We start from the raw sequence: 22,337 nt of genomic DNA, 5'->3' as shown, positions 1-22,337 counted from the left end.
TATTGTCTGTACCGGCCCTTTCGCGGGCTTGCCCGCTCCTACAGGATTTTGCACAGGCTCTGAACATTGTGCTGTACCTGTGGGAGCGGGCAAGCCCGCGAAGAGGCCGGTACTGCCAGCCAAAATTTCAGCCAGCAGTTGCCCGCAACCTGGCCACATCACGAATAGGCGGCGCGCCATACAGCCGGCTGTATTCACGGCTGAACTGTGACGGGCTTTCATACCCCACCCGGTAGGCCGCCACCGCCGCCTCGAGCCCGTCATTCAGCATCAAGCGCCGCGCCTCCTGCAGGCGCAGTTGCTTCTGATACTGCAACGGGCTCATCGACGTCACGGCCTTGAACCGGTGGTGCAAGGTCGAGGTGCTGAGGTTGACCTCCCGCGCCAGGTCCTCGATGCGCAAAGGCAGTTGGTAGTTCTGGTTGAGCCAGGTAATGGCCTGGCAAACCCGGTGGGTCTGGCTGTTGGCCAAGGCGATTTCGTATAACCGATAGCCCTGCGGCCCGCGCAGCAGGCGGTACAGAATCTCCCGGCGGAACAGCGGCGCGAGCATCGCGATGTCGCGAGGGGTGTCCAGCAGGCGTATCAGCCGCAGCAAGGCGTCGAGCAATGCGGCATCGGTTCTTTCCACATACAAGCCACGACCGGAAGGCCGGTTGGGCACCAGCATTGGCCCGCTTTCGGCGATCAGCTGGCTGATTTCGGCCGGGTCCAGGTCCATGCGCAGGCCAAGGCTCGGGTGCTCGGGGCTGGCGTCGAGCTTTACGCCGCTAAGCGGCAAGGTTACCGAGACCACCATGTAGTGCAGCGGGTCGTAGGCGTACTGCTCGTCACCCAGGAACAGGCTTTTGCTGCCCTGGGCGAGGATGCACAGCGCGGGTTGCGCCAGGGTCGGTACCGAGCGCACGTTTTCGGTGTAGCGCACCAGGTACAGGTCATCGATGGCCGATGCCGGGCCGTGGGGCTCCCCGGCGTGGCGGCGGATCAGCTCGGCCAGCTCCTGGCGTTGCAGTTCCAGGCTAGGGTCGATGGACGTGGCGGTGGTCATGATGGCTTTCCTCTGCTGACCGACGCAGCATAGGTTTGGGCAATGGCGGGCGCTAGTCAAAAGCTGCACGCCGATTGCCTGATCCTGCCGCGCTGCAGGATCAGGCAATCGGCGAGCAGTAATGGCCTAACGCGTCGCGCGGGTGAGGCCCTAACCTTGGCAGCCTGGTTTTTCCGTCCGCCTGCTTCAAGGAGATTGTGCAATGACCCCGACACAACCGGTCACCCACCTTGCTTTCATCCGTGCCAGCAGCGGGCGCTCGGCGGAGCTGGGCGCGCGCCTGCGTGATCTGCTCGAGCCCTCGTTGCGGGCACCGGGCTGCCTGAGTTTCACGGTGCAGCGTTCGCAGGCTGATGCCGATTTATGGTTGCTCAGTGGCAGCTGGCAAGACCAGCAGGCGATGACTGGCTACTTTGCTTCGCCGACGCTGGAAGCGTTTGGTGAGTTGGTGCAGGAACAGGTGGTCAGCAGCCTGGATCTGCATACCTTTGATTGAGGTATTGCCTGTTCTGGCCTCATCGCCGGCAAGCCAGCTCCCACAGGGTCATCACAGGTCTTGAGGGCGGTGCAGTACCTGTGGGAGCTGGCTTGCCGGCGATAGGGCCGGTACAGGTGAATGGGGTAAGATGCTGCCCTTGATCAACCAGGTAGATAGCAACATGGCACGTAGAGAATTCCCGCATTTCGAAGCGGTTTCGGCGATGGTCCCGGTGGAAGGTGGCGGCTACAACGCGGCCATCGCGGTCAAGGCCCTGGGCATGGGCGGCGCGCCGCGCTTTCACAAGATTCTCGACGGCCAGGTGTTCAAGGGCGCCGTGGCCGCCGATGAAGCGGCCACGGCCGAGCTGCAACGCCTGCAGGGCGTCAGCGAAGAGGGTGAGCTGATCTGGTGATCAGGCCGGCGGGCGGGCCATCTTGAACAGGTTGCCCAGCTCGAAATAGTCTGCCGGGCCACCGCCACGCAGGATCGGCTCGGCAGCAGCGGTATCGTAGATACCGTTCTTCAACAGGTGCTCGGCAATGTGCACCGCCACCACTTCACCCAGGATCAGCCAGCTGGGCACCAGTTCCTGGTCGGCCCGCTTGAGCTGGACAATCTGGCTGACCTTGCACTCGAAGGCCACCGGGGTTTCGCCGACACGCGGCACGTTGACGATGCTCGACGGCTTGGCGGTGAGGCCGCTCAGTTCGAATTCGTTTATCTCGGCGGCAACCGGTGCGCAGCTCTGGTTCATCTGCTCGGCCAACGGGCGGGTTGCCAGGTTCCAGACGAATTCGCCGGTCTGCTCGATGTTGTTCAGGCTGTCTTTGCGCCCGACGCTGCAGAAACCGATGATCGGCGGAATGTAGTTGAAGGCGTTGAAGAAGCTGTAGGGCGCCAGGTTCAGGCGGCCTTCGCGGTCCTGTGAGGAGATCCAGCCGATAGGGCGGGGGCCGACGATGGCGTTGAACGGGTCGTGGGGCAGGCCGTGGCCTTTTGCGGGTTCGTAGTAATACATCTGTGCTGGGCTTGCTGGCCCTACCTCCTGGTGGACAAGACGCCTAGTGTGCCAAGCCTGTGCCCGCCTGCAAATGATCAAGCCCGGCCGAAGCCGGGCTGGGTGCTCGCATCAGGGATCAGCTGATGCGGTGGGCGTTGGTGCGATCGAAGCCATCTTCGGCGAAACGTTGGCCGCCAGTGCGGTCGAAGCCGTCTTCGGCGAAGCGCTGGCCACCGGTGCGGTCGAAGCCGTCTTCGGCGAAGCGCTGGCCACCGGTGCGGTCGAAGCCGTCTTCAGCGAAGCGCTGGCCACCGGTGCGGTCGAAGCCGTCTTCGGCGAAGCGTTGACCACCAGTGCGGTCGAAGCCGTCTTCGGCGAAGCGCTGGCCACCGGTGCGGTCGAAACCATCTTCAGCGTAGGCAGCGGATTGGCTCTGGGTCGCTGCGAAGGTGTGGGCGTTGGTGCGGTTGAAGCCATCTTCGGCGAAGGCGCCAGCAGCGAAAACCGAGAGGGCCAGGGTAAGGATCAGTTTGTTTTTCATGGTCGTTGCTCCAGGGGTTCTTGAGGTTGTTTTGTTTCTATGGGTTTAATCCTACGCCGATTAACTTGATTAAAAAGCGCAAATAATAGCGCTTAAAAATCGAATAATTAGATATATATTGGCGCGCATCTTGGGATCTGGCAGCGGTTCTAGCTCAGGATGTGTCTGCCCATGCGCCGACGTTCTGCCAGCCATTGCAGCTTGAGGGGGTGGAATTAATGGGGCGTTAAGGATGAAAAATCTGTCATTGAAGGCTGCTCAACGCATTTTTCATACATCACCAACCGATTTTTCAAATGCTGCTCAGCACCATCGCCGCACCTCAAACCGGAGCGGCACAACAATGAACAAACTTCCGCAAATCACCTTGGCCTTCTGGGTCATGAAGATCTGCGCTACCACCCTTGGCGAAACGGCGGGTGATTTGCTGTCGATGACCCTGAACATCGGCTATGCCCTCAGCTCGCTGCTGCTGATCAGCGTGTTCCTGCTGACCTTGCTCGGCCAGCTGTACTCGCGCCGCTACCACCCGATGCTGTACTGGCTGGTGATCCTCTCCACCAGCACCGCCGGCACCACCATGTCCGACTTCATGGACCGCACCCTGGGCCTGGGCTACGCCGCGGGTTCGGCCATCCTCATCGGCATCCTGCTGCTGACCTTCCTGGTATGGCGCCTGAGCGGCAACCCGCTGGATGTCACCCGCATCAAGAACCGCACGGGCGAATTGTTCTACTGGGTGGCGATCCTGTTTTCCAACACCCTCGGCACGGCGCTGGGCGATTACCTGGCCGATGACTCGGGGCTCGGTTTTGCCGGTGGCGCACTGTTGATCGGCAGTGCCATCGCCTTGGTAGTGGTGGCCCGCTACTGGACACGCATTCCTGGCGTGGTGTTGTTCTGGGTTGCGTTCGTGCTTACCCGCCCGTTCGGCGCCACCTTGGGCGACTTCCTTACCAAGCCCCACGAGAAGGGCGGCCTGGACTTCGGCACGGTCGGCTCTTCGGCAGTGCTGGGCGGGGTGTTGCTGGTACTGGTGCTGATGGCCACCTGGTACCAGCGCCGTGAGCCGCGTCAGGCGTTGGAGATGTCCTGAGTGTTGATGCGGTAGCGGGTACTGCGGCCCCCGCCAGGCAGGCGAACCAGGCAGGCCTTGTCGAGCAGATCGGACAGGTGGCGGGTCGCAGTGGCCTTTGATACCTTCGCCACCGCCTGGTATTGCGCTGCGTTGATGCCTTCCTCGAATCCTCGGGGGCCGCCATCGAGCAACCTGTTGAGCACCTTTACCTGTTCGGGCAGCAAACCATCTGAGCGATGTGCTTGCCAGAACCTGGCCTTGGCCAGTATCCGGTCGATATTGGCCAGGGCCTGTTCCAGGCTGCGCAGCAGGGTAGAAAGAAACCAGGATAGCCAGCGGGTGATATCCAGGTCGCCTTTCTGGCTGTTCTCCAGCACTTGGTAATAGCCGGCCCTGTCTTCGAGGATGCTGGCAGACATGGCATAGAAACGAATGGCCTGTCGCTCACCTTGCGCCAGCGCCAGGTCGGTGATTGCCCGAGTCAGACGGCCATTGCCATCGTCGAACGGATGCAGGGTGACGAACCAGAAGTGGGCGATGCCGGCACGTAGCAGTGGGTCCAGGCTGGTGGAATCGCGACTGTTGGCAAACCAGTCGAGAAACTCGTTGAGTCGGGCTTCCAGGCCATCGCGCGGTGGTGCTTCGAAATGCACGGTAGGCTTGTCGAGCCGGCCGGAGATCACCTGCATGGGCATTTCATCACGCAACTGGCCGACCAGTATCGCTTTGCTCAAGGCGCCTTGTGCCAGTGGGAACAGCCACTGGTGCCAGGTGTACAGGCGCTGCAGGGTCAGCGGTCGGTCATACCCTTGCGTTGCATCCAGCATCAGCTCCGCCAGCCCTTCACTGCGGGCATTGGTAGGTCCATGCTCCTCGATGCCCAGCCGGCGAGCGAGGGAAGAGCGGACAGAACCCACGTTCAACTGCTCACCTTCGATTGCCGAAGAGGTGACGATGTTTTGCAGCAGCGTATCGAGGATGTTCTGGCACTCGCTGAGTGCATCGACGCTGCCGATCTTGCCCAGCAGGCGTCCTTGCATGTCGATGCAATTGCGTAGCATTGGGGCGATGGCTTCGTTTTGCCAGGTGAAGCGTGGCCAGGCAGGTTGCTGCCAGATCCATACGGGGCTATTCATGATCCGTCCCATGAGCCGAATGAGCCGGCCATTCGGCTCATCTTGTGAGCCGAATAATAGCGCTATTCGGCTCATTCTGTGAGCCGAATAAGGCCGTCAATCGGCTCACAGGCTGCCGCGTATCACAAAAAAGGGGCGCCCCATGCACTGGAGCGCCCCTTTTCAGTACTGCCAGGCCAGCATCACTCAGTGGTAATCCGCGAGTGCTGCTTGGTGTCCTTCATGGTCGCGTAAACCAGCAGCGAGCAGGCGATGCAGGCGGTGACGTACCAGTAGAAGCCACTCTCCATGCCGGCGCTCTTGAACCACAGGGCCACGTACTCGGCGGTGCCGCCGAAGATCGACACGGTCAGGGCGTACGGCAGGCCCACGCCCAGGGCGCGGATTTCGGTTGGGAACAGCTCGGCTTTGACCACGGCGTTGATCGAGGTGTAGCCGCTGACGATGATCAGCGCCGCCATGATCAGGAAGAACGCGCCCCACCAGGTCTGGATGGTGTGCAGGGTGCTGAGGATCGGTACGGTGAACAGGGTGCCGAGTACACCGAAGGCGATCAGGATCGGGCGTCGACCGATCTTGTCGGACAGGCCGCCGATCACCGGCTGCAGGCACATGAACAGGAACAGCGTCGCGGCCGAGATGGTGGTCGAGTCGCTGATGCTCATGCCCACGGTGTTGACCAGGTACTTCTGCATGTAGGTGGTGTAGGTGTAGAAGGCCAGGGTGCCGCCCATGGTCAGGCCGACCACGGTCATCAGCTCCTTGGGGTGGCGCAGCAGGGTGCGCATCAGGCTTTCCTTGGCCTTTTCCTTCTTGGTGAAGGAGGCGGTTTCTTCCATGCCGCGACGCAGGTAGAGGGCCACCACGGCGCACAGCGCACCGATCACGAACGGTACGCGCCAGCCCCAGGCATACAGCTGCTCGGTGGTCAGGGTCTGTTGCAGGACGATCAGTACCGCCAGGGCGATGAGCTGGCCGGAGATCAGGGTCACGTACTGGAAGCTGGAGAAGAAGCCACGGCGGTCCTTGCTGGCCATTTCGCTGAGGTAGGTGGCCGAGGTGCCGTATTCACCACCCACCGACAAGCCCTGCAGCAGGCGTGCGATGACCAGCAGGATTGGCGCGGCGACGCCGATGGTTTCGTAGCCCGGGGTCAGGGCGATGACCAGCGAGCCTGCACACATCAGCAGCACCGAGGCCATCAATGCGGCCTTGCGGCCTTTGCGGTCGGCGTACAGGCCCATCAGCCAGCCACCGATCGGGCGCATGAGGAAGCCCACGGCGAAGATCGCGGCGGTATTGAGCAATTGTGCGGTGGAATCGCCGGCTGGGAAGAAGGCCTTGGCGAAGTACAGCGAGAATGCGGCGTAGACGTACCAGTCGTACCATTCGACCATGTTGCCGATGGACCCGCTGAAGATCGACTTCAGGCGGCTGGCGGTGGTTTTTTCTGTGGCAGGCGCGGTGGCCGCCCCGGCTGGCAGGGAGGTGGCATTATCCATCAGGGATACCTTCTCGTTGTTTTTGTGGAGCGCGCCGTGGCGCAGCTTGCCAAGGCAATTGCAGAAGGTGTGCCAAATGGGTGCGTTGGGCTTCAAGTTGGGGCGCTGCGCGCCCCTTCGCGGGCACGCCCGCTCCCACAGGGACCGCGTGACGTCTGACTCTTCGCGTTTCCCTGTGGGAGCGGGCGTGCCCGCGAAGGGCTGCAAGGCAGCCCAAAAAAATCCTGCTAATGAGCGGTTTTTTGCTTGCCGGCCGAGTGCGATAGGCGGATTTCCGCTCATTCCCGCCCAATGAAGTCCTCGCGCACCAACCCATGCCGCTGCATCTTCTCGTTCAGCGTGCGCCGCGGCAGCTGCAACATTTCCATCACTGCATTGATCGCGCCCCCGTGCTGGCGCAGCGCCGCGCGCAGGCATTGCGCCTCGAATGCTTCCATCTGCTCGCTCAGCGACTGCCCGGCAGGCGCCACCTCGATGTTCGGTGAGCCCAGCCCCAATGCATGGCGTTCCGCCGCGTTAGCCAGTTCACGCACGTTGCCCGGCCAGTCGTGTGACAGCAGCTGCGCCAGTTGCGCACCCGACAGTGGTGGGGCTGCGCGGCCAAGCTTTTCGCCGGCGGCACGGGCAAAGTGCTCGAACAGCAGTGGAATGTCCTCACGCCGTTCACGCAATGGCGCCAGGCGCAGCTCGGCCACGTTCAGGCGATAGGCAAGGTCTTCGCGGAAGCGCCCGGCGCGGGCTTCTTCGAGCAGGTCGGGCTTGGTCGCGGCAATGATGCGCAGGTCGACGCTGATGCTCTGGTTGGCCCCCAGGCGCTCCAGCTTCTGTTCCTGGATCACCCGCAGCAGCTTGGCCTGTTGGGCCAGTGGCATGCTTTCGATTTCGTCGAGGAACACCGTGCCGCCGTTGGCGTACTCCAGCTTGCCGATGCGCTTGCCCTGGGCGCCGGTGAAGGCGCCGCTTTCATGGCCGAACAGCTCGGCCTCGAACAGCGACTCGGGGATGGCTGCACAGTTGAGGGCGACGAACGGCTTGCCGGCGCGCGGGCCAAAATCGTGCAGGCAGCGCGCCACGCGCTCCTTGCCACTGCCGGTTTCGCCGCGGATCAGCACATTGACCGGCAGGCAGGCCAGGTCCAGCACTTGCCGGCGCAGCTGTTGCAGGCCTTGGGACATGCCAAGCAGCGTGCCTTCCAGGCGTGACTTTAGGTCGGCCTGCTCGTGCAGGCGGCGGTTTTCCAGGACCAGCTGGCGCTTTTCCAGGGCCCGGCGCAGGCTGCCCAGCAGGTGCTGCGGGGTAAAGGGTTTTTCCAGGAAGTCGTAGGCCCCGCTGCGCATGGCTTCCACTGCCATGGGCACATCGCCGTGGCCGGTCAGCAGGATCACCGGCAAGTCGGGGTCGTCCGCCTGCAGGCGTTCGAGCAATTGCAGGCCATCCATGCCCGGCATGCGTACATCGCTGATGATTACCCCGGGAAAGTGCCGTGGCAGGTGTGCCAGGCATTCTTCGGCGCGGGCGAACAGTTGCACGCTGAAGCCGGACAGGCTCAGCCATTGCTCGACCGCGGTGCGGATACTGGCTTCATCATCGATGACGATCACTGAATTCAACATACAGGCTCCAGGTCACGGGGCAGGGTAAGGCTCAGGCGCGCGCCGCCAGGCAGGTTTTCGGCCTGCAGCTGGCCGCCGGCCTCGTGGACGATGCCGTAGGAAATGGCCAGGCCCAGCCCCAGGCCTTCGCCCACCGGCTTGGTGGTGAAGAACGGGTCGAAGACCTTGGCCAGGTCGGCCTCGGCAATGCCGCCACCCGAATCCAGCACGCTCAGGCGCCACAGCTCGCCGTCGGGCTCGATGCGGATCTCCAGGCGTTTGTAGCGCTTGTCGGCCATGGCGTCGAGGGCATTGCGCAGCAGGTTGATCAGCACCTGCTCCAGGCGAATGGCATCGCCGCGCACCCAGGCCGGGCGCGCCAGGTACAGGGCTACTTCCACTTCTTCGCTGCGAATGCGTGCTTCCAGCAGGTGCAGGGCCTGGTCGACCACGGTGGCCAGGTCCAGGCGCTCGCGCAGGCCGACCGGGCTGTTGCGGGCGAAGGTTTTCAGGTGGCTGGTGAGCGCGGCCATGCGTGTGAGCATCTGCTCCAGCGGCTCCAGTGCCTGGCGTGCTTCGTCATGTCGGCCATGGTCGAGCAGCAGACGCAGGGTTTCCAGCTGCATGCGCTGGGTGGTCAGCGGCTGGTTGATTTCATGGGCCATGGCTGCCGACATCTGCCCCAGCGCCGCCAGCTTGGCCGATTGCACCAGCCCCTCCTGGGCGGTGCGCAGCTCACGGGTGCGCTCCTCGACCTGGCGCTTGAGCTCCTCCCGGCTGCGCTGGCGCAAGCGGGCCAGGCGCAGGCGCTGGCTGACGAACAGCGCAGCGAACACCAGGCTCAGCCACACGGCGGCGGCGCCGAGGGCGGCATTGCGACCGTCGGCGGCCACCTGCGGCTTGCGCAGCAGGTGCAAGGTCCAGTTTTCACCTTCCAGCGGCAGGCTTTCCCACAGGTATTCGGCGCTGCCCTCCGGGCCTTGCACCCGGCTGAGGGTGCTGTTGGCGGCAAAGCGGGTCAGCACCTGGTGCTGCAGCGGCACCAGCGGCTGCTTGTCGTACTGACGGGTTTCGGCCAGTTCGGCACGGTCGGCTCCATTGAGTGGCTGCAGTTCGCGGTAGCGCCAGCCGTCCTGGTTGGCGATGAAAGTGATGCCGCGGGCATCGCTGACCAGCAGGATGTCGCTGCCCTGGCGCCACTCGCGTTCCAGCTCGGGAAACTCCAGCTTCACCACCATGGCGCCGAGGAAGCGGCCATGCTCGTCGTTCACCGCGCTGGCGAGGAAGTAGCCCGGCACGCCACTGGTCACGCCCACGGCGTAGAAGCGGCCACTGCCCTGGCTGCGAGTCTGCTTGAAGTAGGGGCGGAAACCGTAGTTGGAGCCCACGTAGCTGCTGGGCAACCGCCAGTTGCTGGCGGCGATGGCCAGGCCGGTGCGGTCGAGCAGTTCGAGGGTGGAGGAGTTGGCGGCGCCATTGATGCGTTCGAGCTTGCGGTTCAGGGCGTCCTGCACCGCTTCGCTGACCGGGCCGCGCAGGGCTGCGATCAGCTCCGGGTCCAGCGCCAGCACGGCGGGCAGGGCGCGGTAGCGGTCGATCAGCGTGTGCAGGGCATTGGCGTACAGGCCCAACTGCTGGCTGGCACGCTGGGCGTCGGCTTCCATGGCCTGGCGCTTGGCCTGGTGCATGGCCCAGCCGGCGCTGAAGGCGGTGCCCAACACGATCAGCAGGGTGATCAGCCCCAGACGCAGGGCGCGAACGGAAAAGGGCATGCGGCGGATCCGGATGAATGGGATATCAGGGCCGGCCTCTTCGCGGGCTTGCCCGCTCCCACAGGAGATTCACAGCCCGATGGACCTGTGCAGTACCTGTGGGAGCGGGCAAGCCCGCGAAGGGGCCGGTACAGGCAAAACCTGTCAGTTACAGCAGTTCAAAGCTCTGCTGCTGCACCGCCTGGGAATCCAGCCCGACCTGGACATTGAATTCCCCTGGCTCGGCAACCCGCTGCAGTTGGCCATTGTAGAACTTCAGGTCTTCTTCGCTGATGCGGAAGCTCAACGTGCGCGATTCGCCAGGCTTGAGCATCAGCTTTTGGAAGTTCTTCAGTTCCTTCACCGGGCGGCTCATCGATGCCGATACATCCTGCAGGTACAGCTGCACCACGGTCTCGCCTGCCACCTTGCCGGTGTTCTTCACCGTCACCTTGGCTTCCAGCGTGTCGCCACGCTTGAGGTCCTTGTTCGACAGCTTCAGCCCCGACAGCTCGAAGCTGCTGTAGCTCAGGCCATAGCCGAACGGGTATAGCGGGCCATTGGGCTCCTCGAAGTACTGCGAGGTGTAGTTGCCCGGTTTGCCCGGCGTGAAGGGCCGGCCAATACGGGTGTGGTTGTAGTACATGGGGATCTGCCCGACCGAACGCGGGAAGGTGATGGCCAGCTTGCCGGACGGGTTGTAATCGCCGAACAGCACGTCGGCAATCGCGTTGCCGCCTTCGGTACCGGCGAACCAGGTTTCCAGAATGGCGTCGGCCTGCTCGCGTTCCCAGGCAATCGACAGTGGGCGGCCGTTCATCAGCACCAGCACCAGCGGCTTGCCGGTGGCCTTCAGGGCCTTGATCAGCTCCCGCTGGCTGGCCGGGATTTCCAGGGTGGTACGGCTCGACGACTCGTGGGACATGCCGCGGGATTCACCCACCACTGCCACCACCACATCGGACTGCTTCGCCGCCTTCACCGCCTCGTCGATCAGCACGGCGGGCGGGCGCGGGTCGTCGACGATTTCCGGGGCATCGAAGTTGAGGAAGTTCAGGTAATCGAACATCGCCTTGTCGCCGGTGACGTTGGAACCTTTGGCGTAGACCAGCTTGGCCTTGCCCTCCACGGCGCGGCGCAGGCCTTCGCGCACGGTCACCGAGTGCACTGGTTTGCCGTCGGCAGCCCAGCTGCCCATCATGTCGATCGGGGCATCGGCCAGCGGGCCGACCAGGGCGATGGTGCCGGCCTTTTTCAGCGGCAGGGTCTGGTTGCGGTTTTCCAGCAGCACCAGGCTGCGGCGCGCCACGTCACGCGCGGCATCGCGGTGCAGGCGGTCGTTGCCGTAGTAGTCCTTCAGGTCGGTTTCGGCCTTGCCGATGCGCACGTACGGGTCCTTGAACAGGCCCATGTCGTACTTGGCACCCAGCACTTCGCGCACCGCCTGGTCCAGCTCGCCCTGGGTCACTTCGCCGGACTTCAGCAGGCCTGGCAGCTCTTCGCCGTACAGGGTGTCGTTCATGCTCATGTCGATGCCGGCCTTGATCGCCAGCTTGGCGGCTTCGCGACCGTCGCGGGCGACGCCATGGCGGATCAGCTCCTGGATGGCGCCGTGGTCGCTGATGGTCACGCCCTTGAAGCCCCACTCCTTGCGCAGCAGGTCGTTCATCAGCCAGGTGTTGGAGGTGGCCGGCACGCCGTTGATCGAGTTCAGCGCCACCATCACCCCGCCGGCACCAGCGTCAAGCGCGGCGCGGTAGGGCGGCAGGTAGTCGTTGTACATTTTCGGCAGGCTCATATCGACCGTGTTGTAGTCGCGCCCGCCTTCCACCGCGCCATACAGGGCGAAGTGCTTGACGATGGCCATGATGCTGTCGGGATTGGCCGGGCTGCTGCCCTGGAACGAACGGACCATCACCTGGCCGATCTTCGAGGTCAGGTAGGTGTCTTCGCCAAAGCCTTCACTGGTGCGGCCCCAACGCGGATCGCGGGCGATGTCGACCATCGGTGCGAAGGTCATGTCCAGGGCGTCGGCCGCGGCTTCGATGGCGGCGGTGCGGCCGACCTTGGCGACGGCGTCCATGTCCCAGGTCGCGGCCATGCCCAGGCCGATCGGGAAAATGGTGCGTTCGCCGTGGACGGTATCGTAGGCGAAGAACATCGGGATCTTCAGGCGGCTGCGCATGGCCGCGTCCTGCATCGGCCGGTTCTCGGGCGCGGTACGCGAGTTGAAGGTACCACCGATGCGGCCGGCGGCGATCTCCTCGCGAATCTTGTCGCGGGGCATTTCCGGGCCGATGCTGATCAGGCGCAGCTGGCCGATCTTCTCGGCTTCGGTCATCTGGCTGATCAGATGGTCGATGAACGCCTGCTTGTCCTGCAGGGGCGGGGCGGAGGGGGCGGCGAGGGCCGCCTGACTGGCAAGGCCCATGGCCAGGCCCAGCAAAGACAGTTTCATCATCAATTCCGTTGTGGGGCCTCTGCCGTATCCACGGTGATACGCGCGCGGCCGAAGTTTTCAGGCGGCTATTGTTGTACGATTTGCAGGCATTTCTTCCAGCGGCGGATTATGCCTGAATATGTCGCCTGCGGACGAAGCCCCGAATGCCGGGACAACAACTATAAGAACGCTCAAGAGACCGACGGCATGACCCCCCTCGACGAATACCATCAGCGCCAGATCGCCGAAGCCATTGCCCGTGCCGAACGGCGCACCGATGCCGAACTGGTGACGGTGCTGGCCCGCCGGGCCGATGACTACGCCTACTGGCCGTTGTTCTGGGCCGCCGTGCTGGCGCTGGCCGTGCCGGCCCTGTTGCACTGGCTGCTGGGTTGGCCCGGAGTGCGTGGCTTGCTGGTGGCCAATGTGCTGCTGTTCGTCGGCTTGTGCCTGCTGCTGCGCAGCCCACGCCTGGCCGGCTGGCTGATCCCCCGGGCCCTGCGCCGCTGGCGCGCCTCGCGCCTGGCCCGCCAGCAGTTTCGCGAACAGAACCTGCAGCGCACTGCTGGTGCCACGGGCGTACTGATCTTCGTCAGCGAGGCGGAGCGGCATGTGGAGATCCTGGTCGACCGCGGTATCGAACACCATCTGGATGCCACCGCCCGCGCGGCCATCGTCGCCCGCTTTGCCGAACAGGTGCGCCAGGGCCGCACCTTGCAGGGGTTTGTCGAGTGCATCGAGGCGTGCGGCGAACTGCTCAGCGAACATGTGCCGCCTACCCATGCACGTAACGAGTTGCCCAACCGGTTGGTGATTCTCGATTGAGTCCTAATGCCAGTCAGTCAAGCAAATTGGGGCCGCTTTGCGGCCCTTCGCGGGCTTGCCCGCTCCCACAGGTGTGTCGCTGAGCCCATGATTTGCGCGACCCCTGTGGGAGCGGGCAAGCCCGCGAAGGGCTGCAAAGCAGCCCCAATTAAACAGGCAAACCATTAGGGCAAGCCCGCTCCCACAGGAAGTTGAGCACCCTGTAGAATGCGCGCATTGCGCCATGCGCTCCCCGCTATCCGAGGCACCGTTTTTCCATGTCCGCCAGTTCTTCTGCCCCATCCGCGCCGGATGCGCGCACCCAGTTTCTCGATCTGCTGAACGCCGCCCTGCATGGCAATACCCTGGTCAAACTGGTATTGGCGCGCCATGTCGGTGCCGACCAGACCTTGCAACGGATCATTGCCAAGCCGCTGCAGGTCAAGGGCCAGCCGTGCCTGTCGCTGGTCTATCGCCACCAGACCCGCGACATCACCCGCAACCTGGCGCTGGATCAGGCCCAGGCGCTGGTCGCCGAGTTGCTGCCGGACAGTTTCCGCAATGCGCACCTGTTCGACGCCGACGGTGAAGTGCAGTTGACCTTCAGCAAGAAGGGCAAGCCCATGCTCCAGCGCCACGGCGCACAGGCACCGCGCGAAGCTGCCAGCAGCAGCGGCCATGACCGCGAGAAGAAGCGCTATCTGGAGCTGTCGCGGCCGTTCCTGCGAGACCTCGGCGTGACTGACGCACAAGGCGCGCTTATCCCGTCCATGTCGCGCAAGTGGAAGCAGATCAACAAGTTCATCGAAGTCTTCGACCACGCCCTGGCCAGCGCCCCGGTGCCGGCGGAGCAGGCGCTGCGGGTAGCCGACTTCGGCTCTGGCAAGGGCTACCTGACCTTTGCCATGCACGACTACCTGCGCAACAGCCTGGGCCGCGAAGCGCAGGTAACCGGCGTCGAGCTGCGCCAGGACATGGTCGACTTGTGCAACGCCGCCGCCTTGCGTCTGGAGCATCCGGGCCTGGAGTTCCAGTGTGGTGACGTGCGTAGCGTGGTGCCCGAGGCCATCGAGGTGATGATCGCCCTGCATGCCTGCGATATCGCCACCGACTACGCCATCCACACCGGCATCCGCTGCAACGCCGCGATCATCATGTGCTCGCCGTGCTGCCACAAGCAGATCCGCCCGCAACTGCACAGCCCGGGGTTGTTGCAACCGATGCTGCAGTACGGCCTGCACTTGGGCCAGCAGGCCGAGATGCTGACCGACAGCCTGCGCGCGCTGTACCTGGAAGCCTGCGGGTACGAGACCAAGGTGTTCGAGTTCATCTCGCTGGAGCACACCAACAAGAACAAGATGATTCTTGCGGTGAAGCGGCGCCAGGCAGGGGACAACGGCGCGTTGCTGGAGAAGATCGGGCAGCTCAAGGCGTTCTATGGAGTGCAGGAGCATTGCCTGGAGACGTTGTTGCGAGGGGACGGGTTGCTGCCTGGCGTGTGATCCTTCAGCGGCTCTTGTGAAACGCCGCACTCGGTAACACGTTATCCAGTAGTGGCGCATTCGAACCTTTCAAGGGCTCGCTTTCGCTGGCCGTCGCTTCGAGCTGGCGGGCCTGGCGGTATTCGCTGGGCGTGCAGTTGCTCACCTGCTTGAAGGTTCGGGCGAAATAGGACGGGTCCTTGAAGCCGGCCTCATAGCCGATGCTGGTAATCGGCATCTGGCTGTTGACGAGCAGGTCCATGGCCAGGTTCATGCGCTTGCTCAGGATGTAATCCAGAAACCCAACGCCGTTGACTTCCTTGAACAGGCGGCTGAAGCGGGCCGTGGTCATGCCGCAGCGCTGCGCGAGGTCCTTTTGATCGACACATTCGCGAAAGTGCTGGTCGATGTAAGGCATGACCTTGCTGAGCGCCTGGTGCTTGTGGTGTTCGCCGGTCAGGCGAATGCTGTCCGGCAGGGAGGGAAGGTGATCGATGCGCTGCGCATTGCCTGAGGCCTTGCTGGCGCGGCGTATGTCGCAAAGCTGCTTGAGGACATCGATGTAGCGACTTTTCTCACCGCTTGTCAGCGGCAATACCAGATACTCCCAGACCCGCGAACGCATGGCCCAGACGGCCAACTCTTCGGAGTGCTGCACGGTGAACATGGTGACCGGGATTGACGGTGAGTTGCGCTTCACTTCCAGCAACAGGTTGAGGTTGAGGGTATCGGGGCGATCGAAATGCATGCAGATCATGTCTGCCTGCTGGCGTTCGGAATGCGCCACGGCCTTCGCCAGTTTGCAATCGCAGACATGACTGAACTGTGCCATCAGCGCGTCGGTGGAATGATCGCGTGTCAGATCGAACCACAACAACAGCGGCTTTGTGCCCGGGTTAGACATCGTGACTTAACCTTAGTGCTGGGAGTTTCCCTACGAGCAGCAGTATTGTCAAAACACTATTAGTTCGACGAGCAATTTGGTTATTAACTTAGATCGATTTTGCTTAAGGGGTTCTATACGTTTTGTAAAACCCTGATGTTAGACAGGTTCCGCAGCCAGGCTGGTCCTTGATCATGGCGACCGCTCGTCGGCTTTGAACAAACGTGCCAGAACCTTTCCCTGAGCCGGCTGCAAATGCGTACGAAAGTGCTTCTCATATTCGGGTTTCCTGCCTGTTTTACTGGTGTCCTCGCCCACCTTTTCGATGCTGGCCAATGGCCGCAAAAAAGTCCTAGCGATTCGCAAAAATCTCCTAACCACTGCTGTCACCCTCTGACTAGGATTCGCAACAGGTAGTGCAAAACACCACTGCCCGGGAAGAAAAATAATGTCCTTAGCGAGGTGAGCGAAATGAGTCTGCAAACAATCAAGGCTTCGGTGATGAAGTTCGTCAAAGACGAAGATGGCCTGACCATTGTGGAATATGCGGTGGCTGGTGGGTTGATCACTCTTGCCGTAGTGGCTGCTTTCCAGGCATTGGGTGGTGCAGTTACTGCCAGAATCAACGAACTGATAGATGCAATCAACTAATAAGCCCGACGGGGGATGCAGCAATGTCAGCAGAGTCTCTGTTCGCCATTGTCGTGCTGCTAGGGCTGCTGGGTATCGCGGTGGTGAGCGATCTTCGACACCACCGCATCCCCAACGTCCTGATCTTAGTGGGGTTGGGGTTGGGGTTGGCGGGCCAGGTTTACTCCGCAGCACTCGCCGGGTTGGGGTATGGCGTGCTGAGTATGCTTATCGGGTTCGCCATATTTCTACCGATGTATGCGTTGGGGGGAATGGCCGCCGGCGACGTCAAGTTGATGGCCATGGTCGGCGCCTTTCTTACACCGTACGACGTACTTTCGGCTGCACTTTTCAGCCTGATAGCCGGTGGCATGTTCGGGATCCTGATAGTGCTCATCCGCGGCCAGTTGCAACAGACGTTACAACGCTACTGGTTGATGTTGAGGGCAGGGGCTTATTTGGCACCAGCGTCGGATGCAGTTGCAGCCAAGCCATTCCCTTATTCGGTCGCAATCCTTTCTGGAACCCTTGTTAGCCTGTTTGGGCTACCGCTAGGCCTATAGCCTGGGAGGCTAATAATGTACGCACTCAGAGACAGTGGTGCCGGCGCCTGTGACAAGGACGCAGTGCAGAGCCTGGCACCTCAGCCACGTACAGTTCGCGAGACTGGCCTGGCGGAAAGCTTTCTCGGTGATTTGCTGTGCAAGCACCTGCATGACGCCGGTACGCTGGACCTGTCGCGCTTGGTCGAGCGCCTTGCGCTGACCGGTGCGGTGGTGGAAGAAGTGCTGGCCTTTCTGCGCAAGGATGGCCGCGTCGAAGTACTGGGCCAGGTCGGTGTGCAAACGGGGGGGCAGGTGCTGCGTTACGGCTTGACCGAACGCGGCCGCGGTACCGCCCGAGATGCACTGGCGCGCAGCGGCTACATCGGCGCGGCGCCCTTCCCCGTAAGTGCCTACCGTGACCTGCTCAAGCTGCAGACCATCCACCATGGACGCATCAGTACGCAGGACATGCATGCGGCGTTCGCTGGCGTCGTGCTCTCGGAGAGCATGCTCGATCAACTGGGCGTAGCGTTGAACTCAGGGCGCGCCATCATGATTTATGGCCCCGCAGGTACCGGCAAGACCTACATCAGCAGCCGGTTGATTCGCCTGTTCGCCGAATCCATCTGGGTACCGCATGCCATAGAAATCAATGAGTCGGTCATCGAGGTGTATGACCCTCAGGTGCATCAGCGCCTGGAGGAGGAGGGTCAACCCACCAGCCTGTTGCTGAACGAAGGCATCGATCGCCGACTGGTGCGCTGCAAACGCCCCGTAGTGATCACTGGCGGCGAACTGGGCATGGAGCAACTGGATGTCCGCTTCGATCCCAGTACCCGTCAGTACCAGGCCTCCTTGCAACTCAAGGCCAGTAATGGCCTGTTCATCATCGACGACATGGGGCGCCAGCGCATGGCCCCGGCCGAACTGCTCAACCGCTGGATCGTGCCGATGGAAGAGAAGCGCGACTTCCTCAACCTGGGTGGCGGGCGTCATTGTGAGCTGCCGTTCGATCTGGTGCTGGTGTTCTCCACCAACCTCAACCCTCTGGAGTTGGCTGACGAGGCCTTCTTGCGGCGCATTGGCTACAAGCTGCAGTTCAGCTACCTGAAAGTCGATGAGTACGAACGCATCTGGCGCCAGGAATGCGAACGCCTGGGCCTGGTTTACGACCCGCTGCTGTTGCGTTACGCGCTACAGGCGCTGTACGAGGCCGAAGGCGTGCCGCTGGTGCCCTGCCACCCTCGCGACCTGCTGAACATGGCACTTGACCGCCAGCGTTATCTGGGGGGCGAGGGGCCGTTGTCGGAGCAGGAGCTGAAATGGGCCTGGCAAAGCTACTTCGTGCAGATCGACTTCCTTGGATGAGGAGATGCAGACATGAGTGCCCGTACGCTGATCCTGGTTGCCGTTTCCCTGTCCTTGGGGCTTGGCGCCGCCTTGATGGCCAACAACTGGCTCAATGGTCGGCTCAACGCCGCCCCGGATGACAACATGAAGAACGTGGTGGTGGCCACGGTGGAGATCCCGTTCGGGCAGATGATCGAGGCGCAGCAAGTCGCCATCGTGCGCATGCCCAAGGATGCAGTACCTGACGATGCCTTTGACAGCAATGAAAAGGTGGTTGGCAAGATTGCCACTTTCGCCCTGTTGCGCGGCGATGTGCTGCGTAGCGCTCGCCTGGCCGAGCACCTGGGTGGCAGTACCCTGGCTTCGTTGATTGCTCCAGACAAGCGCGCCATTTCGGTGCGTGTGGATGACGTGGTCGGGGTGGGCGGGTTCCTGTTGCCGGGTAACCGAGTCGATGTTCTGGCAACCAAGCAAAGCAATGGCGGTAGTAATGACGCTGAGTCCAGAACCATCCTCCAGGACCTCCGGGTATTGGCCGTGGACCAGACTGCGGGGACGGACAAGACCCAGCCGGTGGTGGTACGTGCCGTGACCCTGGAAATGTCGGCCAAAGAGGCCGAGGTGCTGGTCAGGGCGCAATCCGAAGGCAAGTTGCAACTGGCCCTGCGCAATCCGCTGGACGCTCAGAAGCAGGCGCCAGCCTTAGCCGCTGTCGAGCCGGTGAAGGCTGCAACGCCAGCATTCAAACCCCAACCGAGACCGGTGGTAAATCGTAATAGTGAAGGTGGCTCGGTCACCATCATCCGCGGGACTGAAGTTGAAGTAGCGAAAGCGCGGTTCTAAAGCAGCTGGCGTCCGAATGGCTAACTTTCGGCAGGAACAAGAACACCTCGCAAGGAGTTGTGCATGAATACTTTGCAGAGATTAGGGATGTACCTGTTGTGCGGGCTGGGTACGCAGCTGCTGTTCGTCGGTGTGACGCAGGCTGCAGAACCGGGATCGGGATACAGCGCCATGCCGGCGGCCAACACCAATATGATCCAGGTACCCATCTACAAGTCGCGTACGATCAGCGCTCGTACGCCGGTGAGGAAAATCTCGGTCGGCAATCCGGATATCGCCGATATCCTGATCACCAGCCCGACCCAGCTCTACCTGCTCGGCCGTTCCCTGGGCACTACCAACGTGCTGCTGTGGGACAACAACAACCGCTTGATCGAGACCATGGATGTGGAGGTCGTGCATGACCTCACCGGGCTCAAGACCAAACTGCACCAGTTGCTGCCCGAGGAGAACATCGAAGTGTTCAGCGCCCAGGGCGCGCTGGTACTGCGTGGCCAGGTGCGCAGCGCCGCTGCCATGGACACGGCAATGAAGGTCGCCAAGACCTATGCCGCGCAAACCTCGAGCGTGGTGCAAGGCAAGGGTGAAGCCGCTGAAGCGGCACCGGCCCAGTCGCTGGAGGTGATCAACCTGCTCAGCGTCGGTGGCAGCCAGCAGGTGATGTTGGAAGTGAAAGTGGCCGAGATGCAGCGCAGCCTGATCAAGAACCTCAACGTGCGCTTCAATGCCCTTGGCTCATCCGGCAATTGGAGCGGTGGCGGGTTCAACAATGGCCAAGGGCTGGGCCTGACTCCAGGCGGCGGGTCGATCCTTTCGCCAGGTTCGCTGATTGGTGGCGGCAAAGGTTTGTTCGCCCAGTTCCTGTCCGACGATTTCCTGTTCAATGTGGTGCTGGAAGCGTCCAAGGACAATGGTTCGGCCAAAGTGCTGGCCGAGCCCACTCTCACCACGCTGACCGGCCAGCAGGCCGAGTTCATTTCCGGTGGCGAGTTCCCGATCCCGATCACCGAGGATGATGGCATCACCATCGAATACAAGGAATTCGGTGTCGGCGTGAAGTTCCTGCCGGTGGTGCTCGAATCCGGGCGTATCAACCTCAACCTGAATGTCTCGGTAAGCGAGCTTTCCAACGTCAACTCGCTGGTACTCGACACGGGACTGAACAGTATTCTGGGCGATGGTGTTACCCAGGTCATCCCGTCGCTGACCAAGCGCAGCGCTGAGTCCACGGTCGAACTGGGCAATGGCCAGACCATCGCCATCGCCGGTCTGATCAGTGAAAACACCCGCGATTTCGTCAGCCGTTTCCCCGGGCTGGGGGACCTGCCGATACTCGGGCACCTGTTCCGCAGCCAGTCGTTCATCAACGGTGAGACCGAACTGGTGATCCTGGTGACGCCGCACCTCGCAAAGCCTGTGGATGCCAAGGCGGTGCGCCTGCCCACCGAGAAATTCGTCGAACCCAGTGACCTGGACTTCTACCTGCTTGGCAAGACCAAGAGCAGTGAGCCCGGGCGCTCGGTGCCCGTCAGCCTCGGCGTCAGCGGTGGCAACTTTGGCCATGATCTGAATTGATCGGAGAGAACCAGCATGAGAACCATGATCGTGTGTTGCGCGCTGCTGTCGGGGTTGTCCGGTTGCATGTCGTACGACGAAGGGCGCGTTGGCCCCCTGGGCTACAGCGTCTACCAGACTACCTACCAGCAGATTGCCGACAAGCAGGTGGCTGCCAACCCAGGTACTGAACTGCCTGCTGCTGGCGCCGATGGGCCGTTGCTGGAGAAGGTGATCAATGGCTATAGAGGGGTGACTGGCGATGCGCAGCAGGTCGGTCAGCCGATCCAGATCCAAGTCACTGATTCAACTCGCTGATTGAGGGCGTGATCATGACTCCTCGAGCTCAACGGATGTTCACCGCGCCGCCAGGCCAACAGCGGGGCGCAGTAACTATCATCATTGTGATCGCCCTGTTGGCGATACTGATGATGGCCGCGTTGGTGCTCGATGGCGGTCACATGTTGCTGAACAAGACCCGACTGCAGAATGCCGTGGACGCCGCCGCCCTTAGTGGCGCAAAAACCCTGAGCCAGGTGATGGGCGCTAGTAATGCTGCCAGTACCGCACGTGATGCCGCGCTCTCTACCCTGCAAAAAAATGCGAGTGCTTTGGGCAACCAGGAGCTGGCAACGGCAATCGGCGGCAACCCTGGCGGGTTTGCGATGGTGGAACTGGCAGACAATGTCTATGGGCCTTTCTCCTTCCCAGGGCCGGCCAATGCCACCTATGTGCGGGTCTCGGTAGCGAATTTTTCACTGGCGGGTTTTTTCTGGAGTTTCGCCCAGTCATTCGGTGACGGTGCCGTGGGAGCCAAGCAAGTGACGGCGATAGCCACCGCCGGACCGAGCCCGACCAGCCCATGTGATCTGGCGCCGCTGCTGGTGTGTGGCAACCCGGCTCAATACAACCCCGATGCCGGCATGTTCTGGGGGTATCGCTTTGGTGACCTGGAGGTCTTGAAATCAGCTTCCAAGAACAGCGACCCGATTGGTCCGGGTAACTTCCAGTTGCTCGATTTTGGCTCTGGCGGCAAGACCATTGGCGACCTGATGGCCGGCGGCGGTTCGGTATGCCGCAATGTCGGTGACAACGTCGCCACCAAGCCTGGCAACACGGTTGGCCCTTCCGTCAAAGGTCTGAATACGCGATTTGGCGAGTACTCCGGGTCGTTGAAGAGTTCGGACTACCCGCCCGACCTGGTGACGACCTATAGCAATCCGGTGATGAAGTACAACGACAAAACCACGCCTCACCGGGTGGAGCACCAGGGCCAACCTGTCACTTCGAATAATGGCAACCTCTCGGCCGGCGGCACGCCGCTGTTCGACTACAACGACTATGCCGCTCAGACAGCTGCATGTGTCGGAGGTGGAGGGGCGGGGTGCCAGTCGAGCGGGGTTTTTGAGCGGCGGATGCTGAAGATCGTGGTGGGGGACTGCTCGGGCAAGAACTCAGGGGCATCGTCAATTCCAGTCATCGGTTTCGGTTGCTTCTATGTAGTGCAGCCGGCCGACAACTCGGGTGGGGATTCGCAGATCTTCGGCCAGTTCGTCAAGCAATGCGAGGGTGACGGCGTGCCAGGACCTACACCGCAAGACGATTCCGGCCCGCAGATCATCCAGCTGTACAAAACCTTTATCAGTGGCAGTGGCACACCGAGCACCGACTCCTAGGA

The 22,337-nt window shown here is 62.1% G+C and carries 21 protein-coding genes; 12 read left to right on the top strand and 9 right to left on the bottom strand.

Annotation, left to right across the window (positions count from 1 at the left end; genetic code table 11):
* Positions 1-127 precede the first annotated feature (127 nt).
* On the bottom strand, positions 128-1,048 hold the full coding sequence (locus B2790_RS12565) for an AraC family transcriptional regulator (protein ID WP_025340474.1): 921 nt from the start codon (positions 1,046-1,048) through the stop codon (positions 128-130).
* Between the two features lie 202 nt (positions 1,049-1,250).
* Between B2790_RS12565 and B2790_RS12560 the strand changes: the two genes are divergently transcribed.
* Together B2790_RS12560 and B2790_RS12555 are read left to right on the top strand one after the other, a co-directional pair.
* Complete coding sequence (locus tag B2790_RS12560) at positions 1,251-1,544, top strand: putative quinol monooxygenase (protein WP_137162335.1); 294 nt, start codon at positions 1,251-1,253, stop codon at positions 1,542-1,544.
* 130 nt (positions 1,545-1,674) lie between these two features.
* Positions 1,675-1,941 (top strand): hypothetical protein, encoded by a 267-nt coding sequence (locus tag B2790_RS12555; protein WP_015271637.1) that lies wholly within the window; start codon positions 1,675-1,677, stop codon positions 1,939-1,941.
* Here B2790_RS12555 and B2790_RS12550 read toward each other — a convergent pair whose 3' ends face one another.
* On the bottom strand, positions 1,942-2,547 hold the full coding sequence (locus tag B2790_RS12550; protein ID WP_085614260.1) for a flavin reductase family protein: 606 nt from the start codon (positions 2,545-2,547) through the stop codon (positions 1,942-1,944). It abuts the gene before it with no gap.
* A 118-nt stretch (positions 2,548-2,665) separates the two neighbouring features.
* Positions 2,666-3,070: a heme utilization protein gene (locus B2790_RS12545; RefSeq protein WP_215520800.1), complete on the bottom strand. Its 405-nt coding sequence runs from the start codon at positions 3,068-3,070 to the stop codon at positions 2,666-2,668.
* Between the two features lie 343 nt (positions 3,071-3,413).
* Here B2790_RS12545 and B2790_RS12540 point away from each other — a divergent pair, with 343 nt between their 5' ends.
* On the top strand, positions 3,414-4,166 hold the full coding sequence (locus tag B2790_RS12540) for a membrane protein (RefSeq protein WP_025340470.1): 753 nt from the start codon (positions 3,414-3,416) through the stop codon (positions 4,164-4,166).
* On the opposite strand, the gene B2790_RS12535 is transcribed toward B2790_RS12540, so the two are convergent.
* The 5 genes from B2790_RS12535 to bglX form a co-directional block, all read right to left on the bottom strand.
* On the bottom strand, positions 4,145-5,284 hold the full coding sequence (locus B2790_RS12535) for a Fic family protein (RefSeq protein WP_286918937.1): 1,140 nt from the start codon (positions 5,282-5,284) through the stop codon (positions 4,145-4,147). The two genes, B2790_RS12540 and B2790_RS12535, sit on opposite strands and share 22 nt — an antisense overlap.
* A gap of 182 nt (positions 5,285-5,466) precedes the next feature.
* Positions 5,467-6,786, bottom strand: a complete 1,320-nt coding sequence (locus B2790_RS12530) for an MFS transporter (protein ID WP_075046206.1) — start codon at positions 6,784-6,786, stop codon at positions 5,467-5,469.
* Between the two features lie 278 nt (positions 6,787-7,064).
* Positions 7,065-8,399, bottom strand: coding sequence for a sigma-54-dependent transcriptional regulator (locus tag B2790_RS12525; RefSeq protein WP_286918936.1), 1,335 nt, complete (start codon positions 8,397-8,399; stop codon positions 7,065-7,067).
* Positions 8,393-10,150, bottom strand: a complete 1,758-nt coding sequence (locus tag B2790_RS12520) for an ATP-binding protein (protein WP_286918935.1) — start codon at positions 10,148-10,150, stop codon at positions 8,393-8,395. Before B2790_RS12520 ends, B2790_RS12525 begins: the two co-directional genes overlap by 7 nt.
* A 148-nt stretch (positions 10,151-10,298) precedes the next feature.
* Positions 10,299-12,590 (bottom strand): beta-glucosidase BglX, encoded by a 2,292-nt coding sequence (bglX, locus tag B2790_RS12515; protein WP_025340465.1) that lies wholly within the window; start codon positions 12,588-12,590, stop codon positions 10,299-10,301.
* Positions 12,591-12,776: 186 nt separating this feature from the next.
* Here bglX and B2790_RS12510 point away from each other — a divergent pair, with 186 nt between their 5' ends.
* Both B2790_RS12510 and B2790_RS12505 read left to right on the top strand, forming a co-directional pair.
* Entirely contained in the window at positions 12,777-13,394 is a 618-nt protein-coding gene (locus tag B2790_RS12510) for a TPM domain-containing protein (protein ID WP_075046203.1), read from the top strand.
* A 257-nt stretch (positions 13,395-13,651) separates the two neighbouring features.
* Positions 13,652-14,875, top strand: a complete 1,224-nt coding sequence (locus B2790_RS12505) for a class I SAM-dependent methyltransferase (RefSeq protein ID WP_286100500.1) — start codon at positions 13,652-13,654, stop codon at positions 14,873-14,875.
* Between the two features lie 4 nt (positions 14,876-14,879).
* On the opposite strand, the gene B2790_RS12500 is transcribed toward B2790_RS12505, so the two are convergent.
* On the bottom strand, positions 14,880-15,758 hold the full coding sequence (locus B2790_RS12500; RefSeq protein ID WP_286918934.1) for a DNA-binding response regulator: 879 nt from the start codon (positions 15,756-15,758) through the stop codon (positions 14,880-14,882).
* 450 nt (positions 15,759-16,208) lie between these two features.
* Here B2790_RS12500 and B2790_RS12495 point away from each other — a divergent pair, with 450 nt between their 5' ends.
* From B2790_RS12495 to B2790_RS12465, 7 genes are all read left to right on the top strand, one after another.
* The gene (locus B2790_RS12495) at positions 16,209-16,388 is read left to right on the top strand and encodes a Flp family type IVb pilin (protein ID WP_286100497.1); all 180 of its coding nucleotides are present in this window, start codon (positions 16,209-16,211) and stop codon (positions 16,386-16,388) included.
* Positions 16,389-16,411: 23 nt separating this feature from the next.
* Positions 16,412-16,930, top strand: a complete 519-nt coding sequence (locus B2790_RS12490) for an A24 family peptidase (RefSeq protein WP_286100495.1) — start codon at positions 16,412-16,414, stop codon at positions 16,928-16,930.
* A 15-nt stretch (positions 16,931-16,945) separates the two neighbouring features.
* The gene (locus B2790_RS12485) at positions 16,946-18,280 is read left to right on the top strand and encodes an AAA family ATPase (RefSeq protein WP_075046198.1); all 1,335 of its coding nucleotides are present in this window, start codon (positions 16,946-16,948) and stop codon (positions 18,278-18,280) included.
* A 12-nt stretch (positions 18,281-18,292) separates the two neighbouring features.
* Positions 18,293-19,105 (top strand): Flp pilus assembly protein CpaB, encoded by an 813-nt coding sequence (cpaB, locus tag B2790_RS12480; RefSeq protein WP_075046197.1) that lies wholly within the window; start codon positions 18,293-18,295, stop codon positions 19,103-19,105.
* Between the two features lie 87 nt (positions 19,106-19,192).
* Complete coding sequence (locus B2790_RS12475) at positions 19,193-20,680, top strand: type II and III secretion system protein family protein (protein ID WP_075046196.1); 1,488 nt, start codon at positions 19,193-19,195, stop codon at positions 20,678-20,680.
* A 15-nt stretch (positions 20,681-20,695) separates the two neighbouring features.
* Positions 20,696-20,977 carry a hypothetical protein gene (locus B2790_RS12470; RefSeq protein WP_075046195.1) on the top strand — a complete coding sequence of 94 codons (282 nt, stop codon included), beginning with the start codon at positions 20,696-20,698 and terminating at the stop codon, positions 20,975-20,977.
* An 11-nt stretch (positions 20,978-20,988) separates the two neighbouring features.
* Complete coding sequence (locus B2790_RS12465) at positions 20,989-22,335, top strand: TadE/TadG family type IV pilus assembly protein (RefSeq protein WP_075047037.1); 1,347 nt, start codon at positions 20,989-20,991, stop codon at positions 22,333-22,335.
* Positions 22,336-22,337: the final 2 nt, after the last annotated feature.

Source organism: Pseudomonas sp. UBA6753 (assembly GCF_002453565.1).
GTDB lineage: Bacteria > Pseudomonadota > Gammaproteobacteria > Pseudomonadales > Pseudomonadaceae > Aquipseudomonas > Aquipseudomonas putida_Z.
The sequence above is the reverse complement of the archived record's forward strand: the minus strand, read 5'-3'. Positions and strand labels throughout refer to the sequence as shown.